The sequence below is a fragment of the Phenylobacterium sp. SCN 70-31 genome, assembly GCF_001724605.1.
Taxonomy (GTDB): domain Bacteria; phylum Pseudomonadota; class Alphaproteobacteria; order Caulobacterales; family Caulobacteraceae; genus Phenylobacterium.
Genome location: NZ_MEEX01000029.1, coordinates 1 through 18,287, shown reverse-complemented (window position 1 = coordinate 18,287; position 18,287 = coordinate 1). Strand labels below are relative to the sequence as shown.

19 protein-coding genes are annotated in these 18,287 nt (G+C 69.5%); 14 read left to right on the top strand and 5 right to left on the bottom strand.

The window, feature by feature from the left end; genetic code table 11:
- Position 1: 1 nt before the first annotated feature.
- Both ABS78_RS18750 and ABS78_RS18745 read right to left on the bottom strand, forming a co-directional pair.
- Entirely contained in the window at positions 2–211 is a 210-nt protein-coding gene (locus ABS78_RS18750; protein ID WP_293382972.1) for a hypothetical protein, read from the bottom strand.
- 159 nt (positions 212–370) lie between these two features.
- Positions 371–1,147, bottom strand: a complete 777-nt coding sequence (locus ABS78_RS18745) for a DUF169 domain-containing protein (RefSeq protein WP_293382969.1) — start codon at positions 1,145–1,147, stop codon at positions 371–373.
- 132 nt (positions 1,148–1,279) lie between these two features.
- Here ABS78_RS18745 and ABS78_RS18740 point away from each other — a divergent pair, with 132 nt between their 5' ends.
- A complete protein-coding gene (locus ABS78_RS18740; protein ID WP_293382966.1) occupies positions 1,280–2,227 on the top strand; it encodes an alpha/beta hydrolase in 948 nt (315 codons plus the stop codon).
- Positions 2,228–2,230: 3 nt separating this feature from the next.
- Here ABS78_RS18740 and ABS78_RS18735 read toward each other — a convergent pair whose 3' ends face one another.
- On the bottom strand, positions 2,231–3,439 hold the full coding sequence (locus ABS78_RS18735) for an acyl-CoA dehydrogenase family protein (RefSeq protein ID WP_293382963.1): 1,209 nt from the start codon (positions 3,437–3,439) through the stop codon (positions 2,231–2,233).
- 202 nt (positions 3,440–3,641) lie between these two features.
- Between ABS78_RS18735 and ABS78_RS18730 the strand changes: the two genes are divergently transcribed.
- The 7 genes from ABS78_RS18730 (at position 3,642) to ABS78_RS18700 (ending at position 8,107) form a co-directional block, all read left to right on the top strand.
- Complete coding sequence (locus ABS78_RS18730) at positions 3,642–4,280, top strand: hypothetical protein (RefSeq protein WP_293382960.1); 639 nt, start codon at positions 3,642–3,644, stop codon at positions 4,278–4,280.
- Positions 4,277–5,194, top strand: coding sequence for a YwqG family protein (locus ABS78_RS18725; protein WP_293382957.1), 918 nt, complete (start codon positions 4,277–4,279; stop codon positions 5,192–5,194). Before ABS78_RS18730 ends, ABS78_RS18725 begins: the two co-directional genes overlap by 4 nt.
- Positions 5,195–5,299: 105 nt before the next feature.
- Positions 5,300–5,476, top strand: coding sequence for a hypothetical protein (locus ABS78_RS18720; protein WP_293382954.1), 177 nt, complete (start codon positions 5,300–5,302; stop codon positions 5,474–5,476).
- A 33-nt stretch (positions 5,477–5,509) separates the two neighbouring features.
- On the top strand, positions 5,510–6,181 hold the full coding sequence (locus tag ABS78_RS18715; protein WP_293382951.1) for a spermidine synthase: 672 nt from the start codon (positions 5,510–5,512) through the stop codon (positions 6,179–6,181).
- The gene (locus ABS78_RS18710; protein WP_293382948.1) at positions 6,178–6,672 is read left to right on the top strand and encodes a YkgJ family cysteine cluster protein; all 495 of its coding nucleotides are present in this window, start codon (positions 6,178–6,180) and stop codon (positions 6,670–6,672) included. The genes ABS78_RS18715 and ABS78_RS18710 overlap by 4 nt, the downstream gene beginning before the upstream one ends.
- Positions 6,673–7,050: 378 nt before the next feature.
- Positions 7,051–7,584 carry a hypothetical protein gene (locus ABS78_RS18705; RefSeq protein WP_293382945.1) on the top strand — a complete coding sequence of 178 codons (534 nt, stop codon included), beginning with the start codon at positions 7,051–7,053 and terminating at the stop codon, positions 7,582–7,584.
- Positions 7,568–8,107, top strand: coding sequence for a hypothetical protein (locus ABS78_RS18700; protein WP_293382942.1), 540 nt, complete (start codon positions 7,568–7,570; stop codon positions 8,105–8,107). Before ABS78_RS18705 ends, ABS78_RS18700 begins: the two co-directional genes overlap by 17 nt.
- 33 nt (positions 8,108–8,140) lie before the next feature.
- Here the strand turns inward: ABS78_RS18700 and ABS78_RS18695 are convergent, their stop codons facing one another.
- Positions 8,141–11,581 carry an indolepyruvate ferredoxin oxidoreductase family protein gene (locus ABS78_RS18695; RefSeq protein WP_293382939.1) on the bottom strand — a complete coding sequence of 1,147 codons (3,441 nt, stop codon included), beginning with the start codon at positions 11,579–11,581 and terminating at the stop codon, positions 8,141–8,143.
- A 142-nt stretch (positions 11,582–11,723) separates the two neighbouring features.
- Here ABS78_RS18695 and ABS78_RS18690 point away from each other — a divergent pair, with 142 nt between their 5' ends.
- From ABS78_RS18690 to ABS78_RS18680, 3 genes are read left to right on the top strand one after another with little or no spacing between them, the layout of a single operon-like run.
- Positions 11,724–12,221, top strand: coding sequence for an Lrp/AsnC family transcriptional regulator (locus tag ABS78_RS18690; RefSeq protein WP_293382937.1), 498 nt, complete (start codon positions 11,724–11,726; stop codon positions 12,219–12,221).
- Entirely contained in the window at positions 12,202–13,167 is a 966-nt protein-coding gene (locus ABS78_RS18685) for a hypothetical protein (protein WP_293382934.1), read from the top strand. The genes ABS78_RS18690 and ABS78_RS18685 overlap by 20 nt, the downstream gene beginning before the upstream one ends.
- A gap of 31 nt (positions 13,168–13,198) precedes the next feature.
- Positions 13,199–14,095: a pirin family protein gene (locus ABS78_RS18680; protein WP_293382931.1), complete on the top strand. Its 897-nt coding sequence runs from the start codon at positions 13,199–13,201 to the stop codon at positions 14,093–14,095.
- A 1-nt stretch (position 14,096) separates the two neighbouring features.
- Here the strand turns inward: ABS78_RS18680 and pgsA are convergent, their stop codons facing one another.
- Positions 14,097–14,717: a CDP-diacylglycerol--glycerol-3-phosphate 3-phosphatidyltransferase gene (gene pgsA, locus ABS78_RS18675; protein ID WP_293382928.1), complete on the bottom strand. Its 621-nt coding sequence runs from the start codon at positions 14,715–14,717 to the stop codon at positions 14,097–14,099.
- A 310-nt stretch (positions 14,718–15,027) separates the two neighbouring features.
- On the opposite strand from pgsA, the gene ABS78_RS18670 reads away from it, so the two are divergent.
- The 3 genes from ABS78_RS18670 (at position 15,028) to ABS78_RS18660 (ending at position 17,982) form a co-directional block, all read left to right on the top strand.
- Positions 15,028–15,711: a TetR/AcrR family transcriptional regulator gene (locus ABS78_RS18670; protein WP_293382925.1), complete on the top strand. Its 684-nt coding sequence runs from the start codon at positions 15,028–15,030 to the stop codon at positions 15,709–15,711.
- A gap of 66 nt (positions 15,712–15,777) precedes the next feature.
- Positions 15,778–16,584, top strand: a complete 807-nt coding sequence (locus ABS78_RS18665) for an enoyl-CoA hydratase-related protein (protein ID WP_293382922.1) — start codon at positions 15,778–15,780, stop codon at positions 16,582–16,584.
- Positions 16,585–16,707: 123 nt separating this feature from the next.
- Positions 16,708–17,982: an MFS transporter gene (locus tag ABS78_RS18660; RefSeq protein WP_293382919.1), complete on the top strand. Its 1,275-nt coding sequence runs from the start codon at positions 16,708–16,710 to the stop codon at positions 17,980–17,982.
- The last annotated feature ends 305 nt before the right edge of the window (positions 17,983–18,287 follow it).

The window sequence follows — 18,287 nt, the reverse complement described above, 5'->3', positions numbered from 1 at the left end:
CCTACGCCCCCTTCCACCGGAAGGCGGCCAGCGGCATCAGCCGGCGCACGGGGCGGCGCGGGTCGTCCACCCAGGCGTTGGGGCCGGCCAGCCCCACGATGCGGAAGATCGGCATGCCGCCGGCCTCGACCGACACCACCTCGCCGACCTCGACAGGCCGGGCTGCGGCGTGGTCCAGGAGCCGCCAGCGAACAGCGGGCAGGGTCGCCATGATCTTGTCCTTACATCTCCATCGAGTCCCGCAGGGGCGCGGGACGATGGCGACAGGATGAGCCGGCCCGGCTGAGGCCGGCCTGAGGGACGCGTTTATCGGCCGTTCAGTGAACGCGACGCGTCAGCGCCGAAGACTTCGAACCGCGAAACCCAGCCCCTACGGCCCGTAGCTCACCGCCATGCCGGCGCGGACATCCTGCTGCACGCCGTACTGGGGGAAGGGATAGCGGAAGCCGTTCTTCGCCAGCGCACGCATTCCGGCGATGGCCTTACCCAGGTGTTCGGGCGGTGTGGCCATCAGCATCTCGTCGTCCAGCACCCCGCCGTAGCGGCGCTCGGCGAAGCAGGGGATCGACAGGCTGGGCTCGCGCTTCGAAAGCGCCCGGCCCCAGCTGTCGGCGCAGGCGCTCTCGCCCACGACGCTCCAGTCGAAGCGCTTGTAGCCCGACCATTGCAGGCCATTGATGAAATAGATCATCGCGCCGGGCGTCGCATAGAAAAGGGCGATATCCCAGTCCGCCACCTTACCCGACGCCAGCGGCCCCACCGCCAGCGCCTCGAACTGGCCGTCGGGCACGCAGGCCATCGCCGCCTGGTGCGCGCTGGCGTCGGCCTCGGTCTCGAACCAGACGCCGGTCATGTGGCGACCCGATTTCCAGTCGTCGGTCTTGGCCCCGCCCAGCCCCACGACCGCCCGGCACTGGGCGCCCACGAGGTCGTCGGCGGTGATCCCCACGGTCCAGCCCAGGCGCGAAGCCTGGCCCACCACCTGATCCAGCGTGTGCACATGCTGCGGCCGCCGGATGCGCGGGATCGCCTCCATATCGGCCCGGTCGCGGAACAACTTCATGCCGAAAGGGATCGAACGCAGCCTCAGGAGCTGCTCCAGGTCGGCCGTCGTCGCGGCCCAATCGGGCGCACCCACGTCGTTCATCATCCTCCCCCCTTCGTCTCGTCGCCAGAAGCGTGGGCCGCCGCCCGGCGCGGCGCAAGCCCGGAGGCGACTGAGCGCCTTGACCCGGACGCCTGAGCCTCGCAGCCTCCGCCGAAACCGGGAGGATCGAGGATGCGACGGTTGAATCTGGCCGCGCTGGCGGCCGCAGCCGCGATTGGGTTGTCGGGATGCCTGGCCGGCGACATCCCCTACGCCACGCTCGAGACCCGGTACGCCAGCCCCGCCTCGCGCTACGCCGACCTGCCGGGGGGCCTGCGGGTCCACTATCGCGACCAGGGCCCGCGGGACGCGGCGCGGACTCTGGTGCTGATCCACGGCTTCTCGGCCTCGCTGCACGCCTGGGAGCCCTGGGTCGAACGCCTGTCGAACGACTACCGGATCGTCACCCTGGACCTGCCCGGTCACGGCCTGACCCGCGCGCCGGACGACTACGTGGCCTCGACCTCGGCCAGCGTCGCGGTGGTCGACGATCTGACCCGGCGGCTGGGGCTCGGCCGCTTCGTCGTCGGCGGCAACTCCATGGGCGGCGGCGTGGCCTGGACCTACGCCCTGGCCCACCCCGAGAAGCTCGACGGCCTGGTTCTGGTGGCCTCGGCCGGCTGGCCCGATCCCGAACGGAGGCGGGAGGGGACGCCGCTCGTCTTCCGCCTGCTGGCCAACCCGGCCGGGCGCGCGCTGCTGCGCAAAGTCGATCCCGGCCTGTTTGCGGAGAAGGGCCTGAAACAGGCCTATCTGGACGAAAGCCTCGTCACCGACGCGGTGGTGGACCGCTATGTCGACATGGCGCGCGCGCCGGGCCACCGCGCCATCCTGACCCGCGACCGCGGTGCGGCGCCGGCGATCACGCCACAGACCTTCGCGGCCATCCGCGTCCCGACCCTGGTGATGACGGGCGAACAGGACGCGCTCATCCCCGCCGCCCACTCGCGCGGGTTCGCGGGCGCGATCCCGGGCGCGACGCTTGTCATCTATCCCGACGGCGGCCACGTGCCGATGGAACAGCTTCCCGACCGCTCGGCCGCCGACCTGCGGACCTTCCTGGCGTCGCTGCCGGGTTGAGCCTCAGGTGCTCTGGGTGGTGTCGGGCAGGCCCAGGATGCGCTTGGAGACGATGTTGAACTGGATCTCCTGGCTGCCGCCGTAGATCGACATCGCCTTGCCCCACAGCCAGGCGCGCACCGCCTCGATCTCGTCGCGGTCGAAGCTGTCGCCCTCCCAGCCCAGCCCCTGCGAGCCCATCAGCTCCAGCGTCAGCTCGGCGCGGGTCTGGGCGTTCCAGGTGGCCGAGTTCTTGAGCACCGAGGGCGCGTTGCCGGGGCTGTTGTTGCCCTTGGCCTCCGCCGCCGCGCGGAGGAGGGTCAGGCCGTGGACCTTGGAATCCATCTCGTGCTTCGCCAGCCGGGTGCGAAAATCGGAATCCGCCAGGCGGCCCGTCTCGTCCAGGCCGATATAGGCCTTGGCGATCTCGTTCAGCGGCTTCGGCGGACGACCGCCCATCGCGGCGCCCGTCTGGCTGGCCCGCTCGTGCTGGAGCAGCCGCTTGCCCACGGTCCAGCCCACGTTGAGCTGGCCCAGCAGCGCGTCCTTCGGCGCCTTGGCGTCTGTCAGGAACGTCTCGCAGAACGGCGAGGCGCCCGAGATCAGGCCGATCGGCCGGGTCTCGATCTCCTTCTGGTGCATGTCCACCAGGAAGAAGCTGATGCCGTCGTGCTTCTTGGCCGACGGATCGGTCCTCGCCAGCAGGCCGCACCAGTCGGAGTACTGCGCCCCGCTGGTCCACGTCTTCTGGCCGTTGAAGACCCAGTGGTCGCCCTTGTCCTCGGCCCGCATCTGAAGCGACGCCAGGTCCGAGCCCGCGTTCGGCTCGGAATAGCCGACGCACCACTGCACCTCGCCGCGCACGATCGGCGGCAGGTGTCTCTTCTTCTGTTCCTCGGTGCCGTAGTCGAGGATCGTGGGGCCGATCATGGTCACGCCCATGCCGAACATCAGCGGGTTGAACGCCCCGATCCGGCTCATCTCCTGGCCGAGCACACGCGCCTGCTGCGAGGTCAGGCCGCCGCCGCCATATTCGGTGGGCCAGGTGGGCGTGCCCCATCCCTTGCCGCCCATGGCCTTCCGCCACGCCACCAGATCGGGCTCGTTCGAGCGCACCTCGGCCGAGGCCAGCGCCCCCTTGCCCTTCAGCGAGGCCGGGAAGTTGGCCTCCAGCCATTCGCGCGCCTCCTTGCGGAAGGCCTCGAGGTCGATGTCGGCGCCGAAGTCGGCCATGGCGGGGCTCCTGAAACTGTCCCCTCAGCTTACGGACCCTGACGTGGGGGCGACAAGATTCACGTGGGGGAAGGTCGGCGAGCGCGGGAAGACGATATGTTCTCTTTTTGTTCTTTACTTCTCGTGGAGTTGGAATTATGTTGCCTCGTCGCGTTGCAGCATCACTCGCGGCTCCCCCTGACAGCTTCACCGGAGAACCAAAATGGCAAGCTCAGGCTCGTACGCCCGAGGCGATCAACCACGCTCGGTTCCAGACGGCCTTAAGGATTCCTACGAGGAAGCGATCGCGAGACAGCGGGCCCACAACGCGAAACAGGAGGAGGCGTGGTACCGAAAGCACCCTGGTGTCGCCGAGTCCTTCATACCTGTTTGGGGTTCTGCGCGTGAAGCTGTGGCCGATGCGTACGATGGCGATATCGTAGGCGCCATCGCAAATGCGGGGCTGGCCGTATCTGACCTTGCCCCGGGCGCCTATGCGCTTAAAGCCGGAGCAAAGGGACTAGGTAAGACCGGTTCTCATACTTGGAATGCGACGCGGAAATGGATGAGCCGCAATGGGATGCTGCAACCCGGTCAGCATGGTCACCATGGCATTATTCCCCACAAGGGCTGGGGTAAGATCGTGCCCGAGATCATCAGGAACCATCCCGTGAATATCACAGCGACGCGCGACGTGGCGGACCACATGCGCATCCACGGCTCTTACAAGGGCTTGCCGCAATACGGTCCTGTCGAGCGATATTGGCGCGGTTCGCCTGACTGGGCCAAGCGTGCCCACGTCTGGGGACCGACCGGCGTTGCTACGGCGGTGGATTCGCACAACGAGCGCACCCGACAGTGACGAACCTCCAAGGTCTGTGGGAGCTGGGATCGCGCGCGCTCGCGGTGGTCGTCCTGGCCGGCGCCGGCCTCGGGATCCTGCTGGCGGCGCAATGGCTCTCCGGCCGAGGTGGTCCTCGTCCGGCCCGGCAGGCGACGCGGCGCAGCCGGGACGCCCCGCGACTGCGAGGGCGCATGCGCAGGTTGGCGAGGGACACCCTCTTGTTGGTTCCGACGTCCGCCACCGGATTCTCGAAGCTTGGCGGCGATCCCGATCTGCCTCCCGGCGCGTCCTGGCCTAAAGTTCGCGGTCGCCCTTGCGCCTTCCTGGGGCAGATCGACCTTTCGGCCTTCCAGCCGCATATGCGCCTCGAATGGCTGCCGGATGCGGGCCGGCTGTACGCCTTCGTCGATCCCGAAGGCTACGGCTATGCCGATCAGGTGCAGGTGAGCTTTCACGTGGAAGCTCCCGGAGAACCCCGACCTCCGCCTCTCCGCGCCCTCCGATTCCCCGAACGACGTGTCGCCTTCGAGCAGTACGCCTCGACACCCAGCCTCGACTGGCTGGGTGTCGATCTGACCGAGACCGATCTCACCGACGCCGAACTGGACCACCTCAGCAACCTGCCGGACGCGCCGTTCGGCGACGAGATCCAGCATCGCATCGGCGGGTATCCTTCCGAAATCCAGAGCGAGCAGATGGCGATCGCCTGCGAGTTCGCCCGCCGGGACCTGCTCCCCTCGCACACCGAATCCGAGATCGCGCCGGCGATCCGGCGGGCCGCCAGGGCCTGGCGTCTGCTTCTCCAGGTGGATTCCGACCCGGCCCTCGGGATGGCCTGGGGAGACGCCGGCCGCCTCTACGTCTTCGTGCGGGAGCAGGACGCGAAGGCCGGCCGCTTCTCGAAGACGGTCACGATCCACCAGACTCATTGAGGCAAGGCGGCCTGCTCGAAGTCCGCCGTGTCCTGGGGGAGCTTACGCAACCTTAACTTCACGAAACCGGCGAACGGGGCCATAGCCGCGCTCCGAGGAGCCCCCATGCCGTCCATCGCCTCGCTCGACCGCCGCTGCTTCCTTGAGGGCGGGATCGTCCGCGCCGAAGCCGTCGCGCCTGGGCGCGCGCCGCCGACCCTCGTCCCGCCCGCGGCGAGGTCGGCCCCCGCCGGCCTGCAACCCGGACCGGCTCGGCAGAGAGCCGAGCCCGCCGCCGCCTGACGCCATAGCCCCCGACGTTGTAAGGCTGGGGCGATGAATCCCTGGATACACCTCGACACCGCCCCGATTCCCGACGGGGGCGAGCTCAAGCTGATGCAGCGCGGCCAGGACTATTCGATCATGTCCGGCCGGATCGAGCTGATGAACAGCCGGCTCTACGGCTCTGAGGTGGCGCTCTTCCGCCTGGCGTGGGCGAAAGCGGGAGAGCGGCCAGCGCCGCGCGTCCTGATCGGCGGCCTGGGCATGGGCTTCACCCTGCGCGCGGCCCTGGCCGACCTGCCCGCCGACGCCCAGGTCGTGGTGGCCGAGTTGGTCCCCGAGGTGATCGCCTGGGCCGCCGGTCATCTCGCGCCGCTGTACGGCGACAGCCTGGCCGACGCCCGCGCCCGGATCGTCCAGGGCGACGTGGCCGACCGGCTGGCCGAGGCCCGGCCGCCCTACGACATGATCCTGATGGACGTGGACAACGGCCCGGACGGCCTGAACCGCGACGCCAACGACGGACTCTACGGGATGGCGGGCCTGGCCAACCTGAAGCGGGCGGTGAAGTCGGGGGGCGTCGTCGCCGTCTGGTCGGCCGGCCACGACGACGCCTTCGCCCGCCGGTTCGGCCGCGCCGGGTTCGCCGTCTCCGAGCACAAGGTGGGCGCCAGCCCCTCGGGCAAAGGGCCGCGGCACGTGATCTGGGTGGGCGTCTCGCGGTGAAGGCCTGCGGCCCCTGCACCCTGTGCTGCCGGGTCCTGGCCGTCGGCGAACTGGACAAACCGGCGGGACGAACCTGCGCCCACCAGAAGACCGGCGTCGGATGCGGGATCTATGAAACCCGCCCGAGCGGTTGCCGCACCTTCGAATGCGTCTGGCTGATGGACCCGGAGATGCCGCACCGCTTCCGCCCCGACCAGACAAAGGTGGTCCTCGACCAGGACGCCCAGGGCCTGCGCCTCATCGCCCGATGCGACCCTGCCAACCCGCAGGCCTGGCGGCGCAACCCGATGTACGCCGCGCTCAAGGGCTACGCCGCCGACACCTGGGGGACGGGCAGGATCGTCCTGGCCGTCGCGGGTCATCGGACGTGGCTGATCGCGCCGCGCGAGGACGTCGACCTGGGCGAGGTGGACTCCGACGCCGAACTCCGCGTGGTGGAGGGGCCGAGCGGGAAGGTCACGGTGGAGGTGGGGATGGCCGGGCTCAGATAGAATCTTCATCGAGCTTGCAAACAGTCGTGGACGCCTGGGACGCCAGATTATGTTCTTCTTTTGTTCTTTGCTTCGCGATTGATTTGAGCCATACTTCTCCAGTGCCGAGAAGGGCGTTCGCGGCGCGAACACGAGGAGAGAATCTTGGCAGGTTCAGGCTCATATGCACGAGGCGATCAACCGCGCCCGGTTCCGGACAAGCTTAAGGGTCCGTACGAGGAAGTGGTGCGCAGACAGCAGGCGATCAACGCGCAACAGGCGACGTCTGAGGCGCAACGACGCGCAGCCGCAGCGGGCGTTCCGCCAACGCTATCGGGACCCCCGATGCAAGGGGCGCAACCCCCTTCCGATCGTCGCAAATTCGATCACCCCGGGGCGTTGGAATCGATGATCCCCATATGGGGATCAGGAAAGGAGGCGCTCGCCGACCTCGAAGACCGCAATTATTCCGGCGCCGCGGTGAACGCCGCACTGGCCGCGTCCGATGTCGTGCTTGCCAAGGCCATCCTCACAGGACTTGCAAAGGGCGGGCTCAAACTCGCAGGTCCTCACGCTTGGCGAACCGCACCCTGGGAAGAACCCGGTATGCGCAAGTGGCTTGGGCAGCAGGGATTTCTGAAGCCGGGACAGCCCGGCCATCATTGGTTGCTCAAGCAGAGTTCGAACGCACCGGACTGGCTCAAGAACCAGCCTCCTTTCATAAAAGGCACGAGGGGCAACCTCGACCACGGGCGAATGCACGGCCCCTACACGCAGGGCGGAGTTCGATACCCGCCCTACAACCCTGCGGAACTCCTCTGGCACGAAACGCCTCAATGGGCGAAGGCGGCCTATGTCTCGTCGGCTGGACACAGCGGGATGGCGGTTGGCCGAGCAGGCGCCGATGAAACCGAGCTTGAGCGCCGCAGATAAAATGCGAGAGCCGGACCTCGCCTATCCCGCACTGGGCTTCTGGAAACCGCTCGCCCGCGACGGCCGGCGCGAGGGCGAGAGGTTTCGAGGATTTGCTTCGCCGGTCGATCTGCATCAGGTGAGCCAAGGCGAACTGGCCCGCGGCCTCCTCGACGGCTCCGAGATCGTCGACAACGCCGGCCGCCGCTTCCTCGTGCAGGACGTGCGGCGCGTCGGCCGGAAGACTCCTATGTGGTTTCAGTTCCTTCTGGCCCTGTTCGGTCAAACGGACGACGTCGTCCACATCCTGGAACTGGACCTCGTCGAAGGCCCGCCGATCACGTTTGCCGAAGTGCGGCAGCGCGTATGCGCCGCCATGGACCGCGATGCGGACGAGTGGCTGGAGGCGGAGTTGGAAGCGGCGGTGGAACGCGGCCGCGCGTCGGAGGGCCGCGGGCCGCTCGAAGCGGCAAAGTCCGCCGTCTCGGAAGCGAAAACAGTCCAGGAGATGTTCGACGGTATGGACGCCGTATGGCCGAGATAGACAAGCAGGCGTAGCGCGGCGGCGGCAAGCCGGTCAGGCGGTAGCCACCTCCCGTTCACGCGCCGTCTCCCACTGCTTCCACAGCCGCTTCGCCTCGGCCTTCGCCGGGCCGAGCGAGGCCTCCTTCACGTGGCCGAAGCCGCGGATCTGCTGCGGGACCCTGGCGATCCGTGCGGCCAGCGGCAGCCGCTCGGGCGTCAGGTCGGCCAGCAGGCGGTCGATGTCACGCTCGAAGTCGGCGATCAGGCCGCGCTCCATCTTCCGCTCGGCCGTGCGGCCGAAGACGTCCAGCGGGCCGCCACGCAGGCCCTTCAGCCTGGCCAGCGCCGGGAACGCCAGGTCCAGCATCCAGGGCGAGAAGGCCATCTTCACCGGCTTGCCGTCCGGCCCCTTGCGGGCCAGCAGCGGCGGGGCCAGCCAGACCTTGGCCTTGCCGCCGGTGAAGGTCTCGGCGCGGTAGGCGGCGAAGCGACCGTCGGTGTAGAGCCGCGCCACCTCGTATTCGTCCTTGTAGGCCATCAGCTTGTAGAGGCTGACCGCCACGGCGTGGGTGAGCTCGGTGGAGCCCAAGGACGCCTCGGCGGCGCGGACCTTGCCCACCTTGGTCAGATAGCGGTCCGCATAGGCGTCGTTCTGATAGGCCCTCAGCTCTCCGGCCCGGCCGTTGATCAGCTCGTCAAGGCTCATCTTCTCGGGCGTGGGGACATCGTCCTCGCGGGGGCCGCGGGCGTCGGGATCGTGGGCGGCCATTCGACCCAGTTCGAAGGCCTGGAGGTTGGCTTCGGCCTCCACGCCGTTCAGCCGGATAGCGCGGTAGAGCGCGCGGCTGGAGACGGGCACCACGCCCTTCTGCCAGGCGAAGCCCAGCATGATCATGTTGGCGTAGATCGCATCGCCCAGGTTCGTCTCGGCCAGGTGGCTGGCGGGCGCCGAGTCGTAGCTCTTCACCGCCCCGGCGATGCGGCGGCCCTGCTCGTCGGCGTCGAAGCGCACGTCGCGGTCGGTGACGAAATCGGCCGTGGGCGCGAAGTCGGCGTTGCCCACCGCCACGGTCCGGTCCTTGGCGTAGAGCGCCAGCGCGTCGGCGCCGGCCGCCGAGAGCAGATCGCAGGCGATCAGGACGTTGGCGCTGGCCGCCGGCACGCGGCCCCCGACCACCGTCGCCTCGGTCTCGCCGATGCGCACGTGGCTGAACACTGCCCCGCCCTTCTGGGCCAGGCCCGTCATGTCGACCACCGAGGCGCTGCGCCCGTCCACGTGGGCGGCCATCGCCAGGATCGAGGCCACCGTGGTCACCCCCGTGCCGCCGACGCCGGTGAAGACGATATTGCGCACGCCCGACAGGGTCTCGAACGTCGGCAGCGGCGTGGAATCGGCGGTCAGCGCCGGCATCGCCTCGCGATGGGCGTTCTCGGCGCCCTCCAGGGTGACGAACGAGGGGCAGAAGCCGTCCAGGCACGAATAGTCCTGGTTGCAGGTGGACTGGTTGATCTTCCGCTTGCGGCCAAACTCGGTGTTCAGCGGCTCGACCGAAACGCAGTTCGACTTCACCGAGCAGTCGCCGCAGCCCTCGCAGACCAGGGGATTGATCATCACCCGCATGGGCGCGGCGGCCATCTTGCCGCGCTTGCGCCGCCGCCGCTTCTCGGTGGCGCAGACCTGGTCGTAGATCAGCACGGTGACGCCGGGCGTCTCGCGAAGCTGGCGCTGGACCTTCATCAGGTCGCTGCGGGGGAAGACCTCGACGCCGGGGGCCAGGTCGCGCACGTCGGCATACCGCTCGGGCTCCGTCGCCACGACCACGACCTTCTTCACGCCTTCCGAGGCGAGCTGTCGGGTGATCTGGGGAACCGTGAAGCCGCTCTCGGCCTGCTGGCCGCCGGTCATGGCGACGGCGTCGTTGAACAGCAGCTTGTAGGTCATGCTCGCCCCCGCCGCGACGGCGGCGCGGATCGCCAGCGAGCCCGAGTGGTTATAGGTCCCGTCGCCCAGATTGACGAAGACGTGCGGCTCGTCGGTGAACGGCGAGGCGCCCACCCACGACAGGCCCTCGCCGCCCATGTGGCTGTTCAGGTCGGTGGCGGGATCGCTGAAGCTGGCCATGTAGTGGCAGCCGATCCCGGCCAGCGCCCGGCTGCCTTCGGGCAGGCGGGTCGAGGAGTTGTGCGGGCAACCCGAGCAGAAGAAGGGCTTGCGCTGCTGGTCGCTGGAGAGCGTGACCGCGGCCATCGAGGCGGCCGAGACCCGGTTCAGATAGTCGTAGACGCCATCCATGTGCGCGCCGGCGGGCAGGCGGTCGGCGATGGCCAGCGCGATCTCGGCCACCGAGAGGCTCGTCAGCTCCGAGAGCAGCGGCGCGCCCTTCTCGTCGGTCTTGCCCACGATCGCCGGCCGGGCGTGGGCCGGCAGGTCGTAGAGCGCGGCGCGGGCCTGGCCCTCGATCAGCGGCCGCTTGTGCTCGATCACCATCAGGGTCTCGAGGCCGGCGGCGAAGGCGCGGATTCCGATGGGCTCCAGCGGCCAGGGCATTCCGACCTTGTAGATGGCCACGCCGAGACGGGCCGCCTCCTGGGGCGTGAGGCTCATGGCCGCCAGCGCCTCGATCACGTCCTTGTAGGCCTGGCCCTGGCACACGATGCCCAGCCGCGGACGCGAGCCGCCCAGCATCACGCGGTCGATGCGGTTGGCGCGGGCGAAGGCCAGGGCGGCGGGGATCTTCTGAGTGCGGAGCCGCCGCTCCTTGTCGAGCGGCTGGTCCTTGAGGCGGATGCCCAGCCCCCCGGCGGGCTGGCGGAAGCCCTCGGGCGTCACGAAGCGATGGCGGCCGAGCGAGACGTCGATGGTCGCGCCCGAATCCATGGTGTCGGCCAGCGCGATCATGCCCACCCACAGGCCCGAGAAGCGGCTCAGCGCGTAGCCCAGCAGGCCGTAGTCCAGCACCTCCTGCACGTCGGCCGGCGACAGCACCGGAATCTCGAAATCCTGGAAGGCGTACTCCGACTGGGACGGCAGGGTGGAGGACTTGCAGTTGTGGTCGTCGCCGGCCACCGCCAGCACGCCGCCCTTCGGCCAGACGCCGGCGAAGTTCGCGTGCTTGAAGACGTCGCCCGTCCGGTCCACTCCCGGCGCCTTGCCGTACCACATGCCGAACACGCCGTCGTAGCGCGCGCCCGGGAACAGGTTCGCCTGCTGGCTGCCCCAGACCGCGGTCGCGGCCAGGTCCTCGTTCAGGCCTTCCTTGAACACGACCTCCGCGTCCTTCAGGAACCGGCCCGCCCGGTGCGCCTGCTGGTCCAGCCCGCCCAGCGGCGAGCCCCGGTATCCGGACACAAATCCGGCCGTGTCGAGGCCTGCGGCCCGGTCCAGCCGGCGCTGATCCATGAGGACGCGCAGGAGAGTCTGGACGCCGGTGATGAAGACTCGACCGTCCGTGAGCAGAAACTTGTCGTCGAGCGTCACTTCCTGGTGGCGCATCGCAATTTTTTTCCTTTCGGCCCTCCCCTAACGCCCTGCACGATCATATAAGACCGCCGCAATTGCTTGCCAAAAGCATGCCCCCGGCCAGTGGTTCCGGGGCAAGAACGATATGCAGTCGTGGCGTGGCCCGGAGGAAAAGTTGTCTGAGGCTCTCGACGCTGTGGATGCCAAGATCCTCGACCTCATCCAGCACGACGCCGGATTGTCCGTCGCCGAGATCGCCGATCGGGTCGGATTGTCCTCGTCTCCGTGCTGGCGGCGCATCAAGCGGCTGGAGGACGCGGGGGTCATCCAGCGTCGCGTGACCATCCTGGACCGCGAGCGTCTGGGCCTGGGGTTCGAGGTCTACTGCACGGTCAAGCTGAGCCTTCCGACCAAGGACAACCTGGAAGCTTTCGAAACGGCCATCGGCAAGCTGCCCGAGGTGGTGCAGTGCGCCACCGTCACCGGAGCCTGCGACTACGAGCTGCGGATCGTCACCCGCGACATGCACGCCTTCGACGACTTCCTCCGCGACCGGATCCTGTCGCTGGGGCTGGTCTCGAACATCGAGAGCCGCATCGTCATCCGCTCGGTCAAGAACACCACCGCCGCGCCCCTGGGCCTCGTCAGCCCCTATGTCAGCGCCCAGGGCTAGCGTCGCCGCCGCGCTGTTCCTGACCGCGACGTCAGCCCTCGCAGCGGAGCCCGCGGTCGAGGTCCTGGCCGCCGACGAGCGTCGCGACCTCCTGATCGAAGGTGTCGCGCACCATCAGGGACAGTGGTTCGTGAGCGCGGTCGCCGCCCGCACGATCTTCCGCATCGAGGACGGCCGGCTTGCGCCGTTCCTGCAAGACGATCCGGCGACCGGCGGGGTGTTCGGCCTGGCCGTGGACGCACGGCGCGGCGTGCTCTGGGCCGCGGAGGCCTGGGGCGACGGCGTGCCCGGAGGGTCCGGCGGGAAGCGCACGGGCCTGCTGGAGATCTCCCTGGCGGACGGGCGCATCCTGGCCCGCCATCCCGCTCCGGCGCCGGCGACAACCTTCGGCGACGTGGTGGTCGATCCGGCGGGGGCGGTCTACGCGTCGGACAGCGCCACCGGCGCCGTCTGGGTCCTGGCGCCCGGCGCCGCGGCGCCCCGGCTGGTCGGCAAGCCCGAGGGCGCGACTTCGGCCCAAGGCATGGTGCTGTGCCCGCTGGACGCCATGATCGTCTCCGACTACCGCACCGGCCTGCACCGCCTGGACCTGGCCGACGGAACCAGCCGGCCCGTCAAGGCCGAGGGTCGGATCGCCGGCCTGGACGGCCTGGTTTCCCTGCGCCTGCGCGACACGCTGGACGTCGCGGCCACCTACAACGGCCGGGAGCCCTATCGCCTGCTGCGGCTGCGCATCAGCGCCGACTGCGAACGGCTGGAGGCGGTGGAGAGCGTGCTGGCCGGCGAGGCCCTGCCCGATCCCGCCCTGGCCGCCGTCGCGCCCGGCGGCCTCGTCGTGGTCACCCGCAGCCAGTGGGCGGGTTGGACCGCCGAAGGGACGCGCAACGGCGTCGATCCCGGCCCGGCCACGGTTGCGTTCGTGAGGCTGGCGCCGCTCAATCCCTGACACAGCCCCGGACGCTGCGAAGGAACCGCCCATGATCGAACTCGTCATCGACCAGCGCCGCAAGGACCTCGGCGGATTCGAGGTGGGGCGCGTCCTGCCGTATGCGAAGCGGCGGATGGTGGGGCCGTTCGTCTTCTTCGACCACATGGGGCCGGTGGCGTTCCAGGCCGGGTTCGACCGCAAGGTCGATGTGCGTCCGCATCCGCACATCGGGCTGTCGACCGTCACCTACCTCTTCGACGGCGAGATCACCCACCGCGACAGCGTGGGCGCGATCCAGGCGATCCATCCGGGCGAAGTGAACTGGATGACCGCCGGGCGCGGGATCACCCATTCCGAACGGTTCGAGACCCTGCGGGCGCAGGGCGGCAAGATGCACGGCATCCAGGCCTGGGTCGCGCTGCCCGACGGGCAGGAGGAGATCGACCCCGCGTTCGCCAACCACGGGCCGGCCGACCTGCCCACCTTCGAGACGCCGGACGGCAAGCTGTGGGCGCGGCTGGTGGCGGGCAAGGGCTGGGGGGCGGAGGCCAAGGTGGCGACCCGTTCGCCGATGTTCTACTGCCACTGGCGGCTGAAGGCCGGCGGCCAGGGCGAACTGCCGGCCGAGTATCCCGAGCGGGCCGCCTATGTGGCCGAAGGCGAGGTGGAGGTCGCGGGCCAGACCCTGCGCGCCGGCCAGATGGCGGTGTTCGCCCCCGGCGAGCCGGTGCTGTTCACGGCCGCCACCGACGCCATCGTCATGCTGCTGGGCGGCGAGCCCGTGGGGCCGCGCTTCATCGAGTGGAACTTCGTCTCCTCGTCCAAGGAACGGATCGAACAGGCCAAGGCCGACTGGCGCGCCGGCCGCATGAAGCTGCCCGACGCCGACGACCAGGAGTTCATCCCCCTGCCCGAGCCGCCGCCGCCGGCCAGCCCGATGAGCTGACCTATTCCGCCAGGGCCTTGCGCGTCTGCGCCCAATACTGGAAGCCGGTGACGAGCGTGACCAGGGTGGCCGCCCACAGCAGGCCGTGGGCCACCCACTCGAAGCCGGCGCGCAGCGGTGTGCCGTCCGGCAGGCTGAAGGCGCCCCAGGCGGCCACGATCAGCTCGAAGGTGAGCGCGGTGAGCTGGAGCGTCGTCTTCCACTTGGCCAGCAGCGTGACGGGCAGCTTCACGCCCTTGCCCGCCCCCACCTCGCGCAGCGCGCTGACGGTGAACTCGCGGAACAGGATCAGACCGGCCGGCAGCACGACCATCGGCTGGGGGCCCAGGCTCATCAGGCCCAGGATGGCGCCGCAGACCAGCACCTTGTCGCCGATCGGATCGAGGATCGCGCCCCAGACGCTCTCGGCCTTGAGCTTGCGGGCCAGCCAGCCGTCGAAGAAGTCGGTCACCGCCGCCAGCACGAAGGCGTAGACCGCCCATCGCTGGAGGGCGAACTGCGCCTCGGGCGTCAGCCGGTTCGACCAGTACGGCACGGCTCCGGCCGCCGCGGCGAAGGCCACGAACATGAACAGCGCCATGACGAGGCGGGATCCGGTGAGGATGTTGGGCAGAGACTTCATCGTAAGGCGGTGAGCGTCCAAGCTTGAGCTGGGTTCCGAACTTACCTGCTTCGCGCGGCTCAGGGGACTGTGAACGCACGCGGATGCGCAGCGATGCGCCCGCAGGCGCCTGTCTCTTGCGCGATGCGGGTCGGCGCCAGCGGCCGACCGACGATTTCCGCAGGACTTTCAAGCGACAAGGCAGAATGGCATGGCGTCCGAAACTTCCGGGGCGCTGGACCCTGTGGTCTTCGCCCGGCATGCTCGGCCCGCCGGAGGGAATCAGGATCGTCCCACCGGCGCATTCCCTGCATCCGTTCCCCCCGGGGCCATGACGAAGCCGACGCCTCTGGAATTCGACGACTTGGACGGCGTGTCGCCCGCGCGGCAGAAGCGCAGCCGGATCGCGCAGGAACGGCTGCTGGAAGCGGCCGAGGCCACTTTCGCCAGCCGCGGCTACCACAACGCGCACGTCACCGACATCGCTGCCGCCGCAGGCTATTCCATCGGCGCGTTCTACCTGCGGTTTCGCGACAAGGATGCGGTGTTCCGGGCGCTGCGGCGACGTTTCGCCCTCCGGGGGCGTGAGAACATCGAGCGGTTCTTCGCCCTTCCCCGTTGGGCCGACGAGGGCCCGTCCCAGCTCGTCGGGGCCTATGTGAAGTCGACGTTGTCGGTGATGACCCACAACGCAGGTTTCTTCCGCGCCCTCTACCAGCGGAGCCTGGATGGCGAAGCCGCCGAGGACTGGCCCGAGCTTAGGATGGCCTCGAAACTCGCCGCCGGACGCCTCGCCGCATTCCTGCGCGCGCACGCGCCCGAGGTCGACCGACCCGATCTCGAGCCGTTCTGCACGGTCTGCCTGAGCGCCGTCGAGGGCGCCATCATCCACCGCCTGCTCAACGTCAGCATCAGCAGCGAGATCGACAACGCGTTCTTCCTGAAGTCGCTGACGCTCATGGCGACGGCGACGCTCGGGCTCCCGCCCGCGAGGGATAGACACCCGCCGGCGTGATTGACCCACGCCACGCCGGCTCATATAGGAATCAGAATTCTGGTTCTTAAAATAACGGAGGACGCCGTGGCCGATCATCTTCTGGAAGCCTTCGCCGACGGGGTCGCCACCCTGACGATGAACCGCCCCGAGGCGCGCAACGCCCTCACGAGCGAGATGATCCAGGGGCTGTCCGAGGCGCTGCCCCGGCTGGCCGCCGACCCCAAGGTGCGGGCCGTAGTGCTGACCGGCGCGGGCGGCGCCTTCTGCGCGGGCGGCGACGTGAAGGGCTTCGCGGCGGCCGGAAGCGGCGACGGAGCCGCTGCGGCGCCCGGCATGGAGCAGAAGGTGGCCGGCCTGCGCGCCAGCATGGAGTCCGTGCGCTGGCTGCACGAAATGCCCAAGCCCACCCTGGCGGTGATCCCGGGTCCGGCGGCGGGCGCGGGCCTGTCGCTGGCCCTGGCCTGCGACCTGCGGATCTGCGCCGACACCGCCAAGCTCACCACAGCGTTCTCGAAGGTGGGCGTGTCCGGCGACTTCGGCGGCTCGTACTTCCTGAGCCACCTGCTGGGCGCGGCCAAGACGCGCGAGCTGTACTTCACCGCCGACGTCATCACCGGCGAGCAGGCGGCGGCGCTCGGTGTCGTCAACCGGTCCGTTCCGGCGGCCGAGCTGCCGGCGGCGGCGGCGGCCTTCGCGGCCCATCTGGCCAGCCTGCCCACCATCGCGGTCGGGTACATGAAGCGGAACCTGAACGCCGCCGACCACGCCACCCTCTCCGAGGTCCTGGACCTGGAGGCGATGCACATGATCCGCACCATGGGCACCGACGACCACAAGGCCGCCTCGCAGGCCTTCGTCGAGAAGCGCGCGCCGGTCTTCACCGGACGCTGACGGCGACGGCGGCGGCGACGCCGCCGGACCAGGGAGGGGATCATGGCGGGTTCGGACGCGTCTGCGGACGCGCGCGGGGAGAGTGCGCCCGGACGGTCGCCTCACACAGAGGCGAAGGCCGCCGTGGCCAAGGGCGCGTATGGCGCGCTCGCCGTCCTCTTCCTGATCAATGTGGTGAACTACACCGACCGTCAGATCCTCTCGATCCTGATGGAGCCGATCCGGCAGGACCTCGGCCTCAACGACACCCAGCTCGGCCTGCTCTCGGGGCTGGCCTTCGCCCTCTTCTACGCGGTGATGGGCATTCCGATCGCGCGGGCCGCCGACCGTTTCTCGCGCCGGAACATCATCGCGCTCGCCCTCTTCGCCTGGAGCGGCCTGACCGCGCTCTGCGGTTTCGCACAGTCGTTCGGGCAGCTCATGCTGGCCCGGATCGGCGTCGCGGTCGGCGAGGCGGGCAGCGCGCCCCCGTCGCATTCCATCCTCGCCGACCTGTTCCCGCACGGCCGCCGAAGCACGGCCCTGGCGGTGCTGTCCGCCGGCGCGCCGCTGGGCGTGCTGTTCGGCCTGGCGATCGGCGGGATCGTGAACGAACTCTTCAACTGGCGGGTCGCGTTCATCGTGGCGGGCGCACCCGGGCTGGTCCTGATGGTCGTGCTGCTGCTCTTCGTGCGGGAACCCGTCCGGGAAGGGACGAGCGCCGCGCCGGCCGACCCGCCGGCCGAGGGCGGCCGCAGCGCCGCCTCGACCCTGAGCGTGCTGGCCCGGCTCTGGGCCATCCCCTCGTTCCGGGCCCTGTCGTACGCCGCGGCGCTCCAGGCCTTCACCGCCTATGGCGTGACCCAGTGGTCGCCGACCTTCTTCATCCGCACGTTCGGGGTCGGCACGGCGCAGCTGGGCCTGTCTCTGGGCCTGATGGGCGGGCTGGCCGCCGCGATCGGGACGATCGTCTTCGGCAACCTCGCCGACCGGCTGGGCCGCCGCGATCCCCGCTGGTTCGCCTGGCTCCCGGCCATCACGGTCGCGCTGTGCGTGCCGTTCAACGCCGCGGTCTTCTTCGCCCCCAGCTTCCCGCTGGCGCTGGTCGCCCTGGTGATCCCGAGCCTGCTCTCGAACGCCTTCGCCGCCCCCACCTACGCCACCATCCAGTCGATCGTCCCGCCGCAGATGCGCTCGACGGCCTCGGCCTTCCTGCTGCTCATCATGGCGGTGATCGGCATGGGGCTGGGACCGCAGGCCATCGGCCTGCTCAGCGACGCCTTCAAGGCCGCGGCGGGCGCCGACTCCCTGCGCTGGGCGATGACCGCGCTGCTGGTGGTCCAGGCCGCGGCGGCCTGGCGCTTCCTCGCGGCCGCCCGCAACCTCGGGACCGATCTGGAGAAGGCCGGCGTCCGCTAGGCGCGGGTCCGCCGGCGCCGACACGTGGCGAGGTCACGAGGCCGCGCCTTCTCCCTGGACGAGGGGAAGGGGCTCATGCGGATTGGTGGGCGCGCGTCGTGCGAGGGCTCTGCCTACACGGGGGACGCCGTGGAGCTGTGGACGTTGCGTCTGTTGGAACCACGGAAGACACGGAAAACACGGAAGGGGCCCGCAAGGGGCCTGGTTGTCCTGAGCCTCCGCGGGAGCGGAGGCTCGGTCATGGGACCGCGGAAAACGCGGAAGGGCGCGGAAAGCGCAGCTTCGCCTTCCGCGTCTCTCCGCGG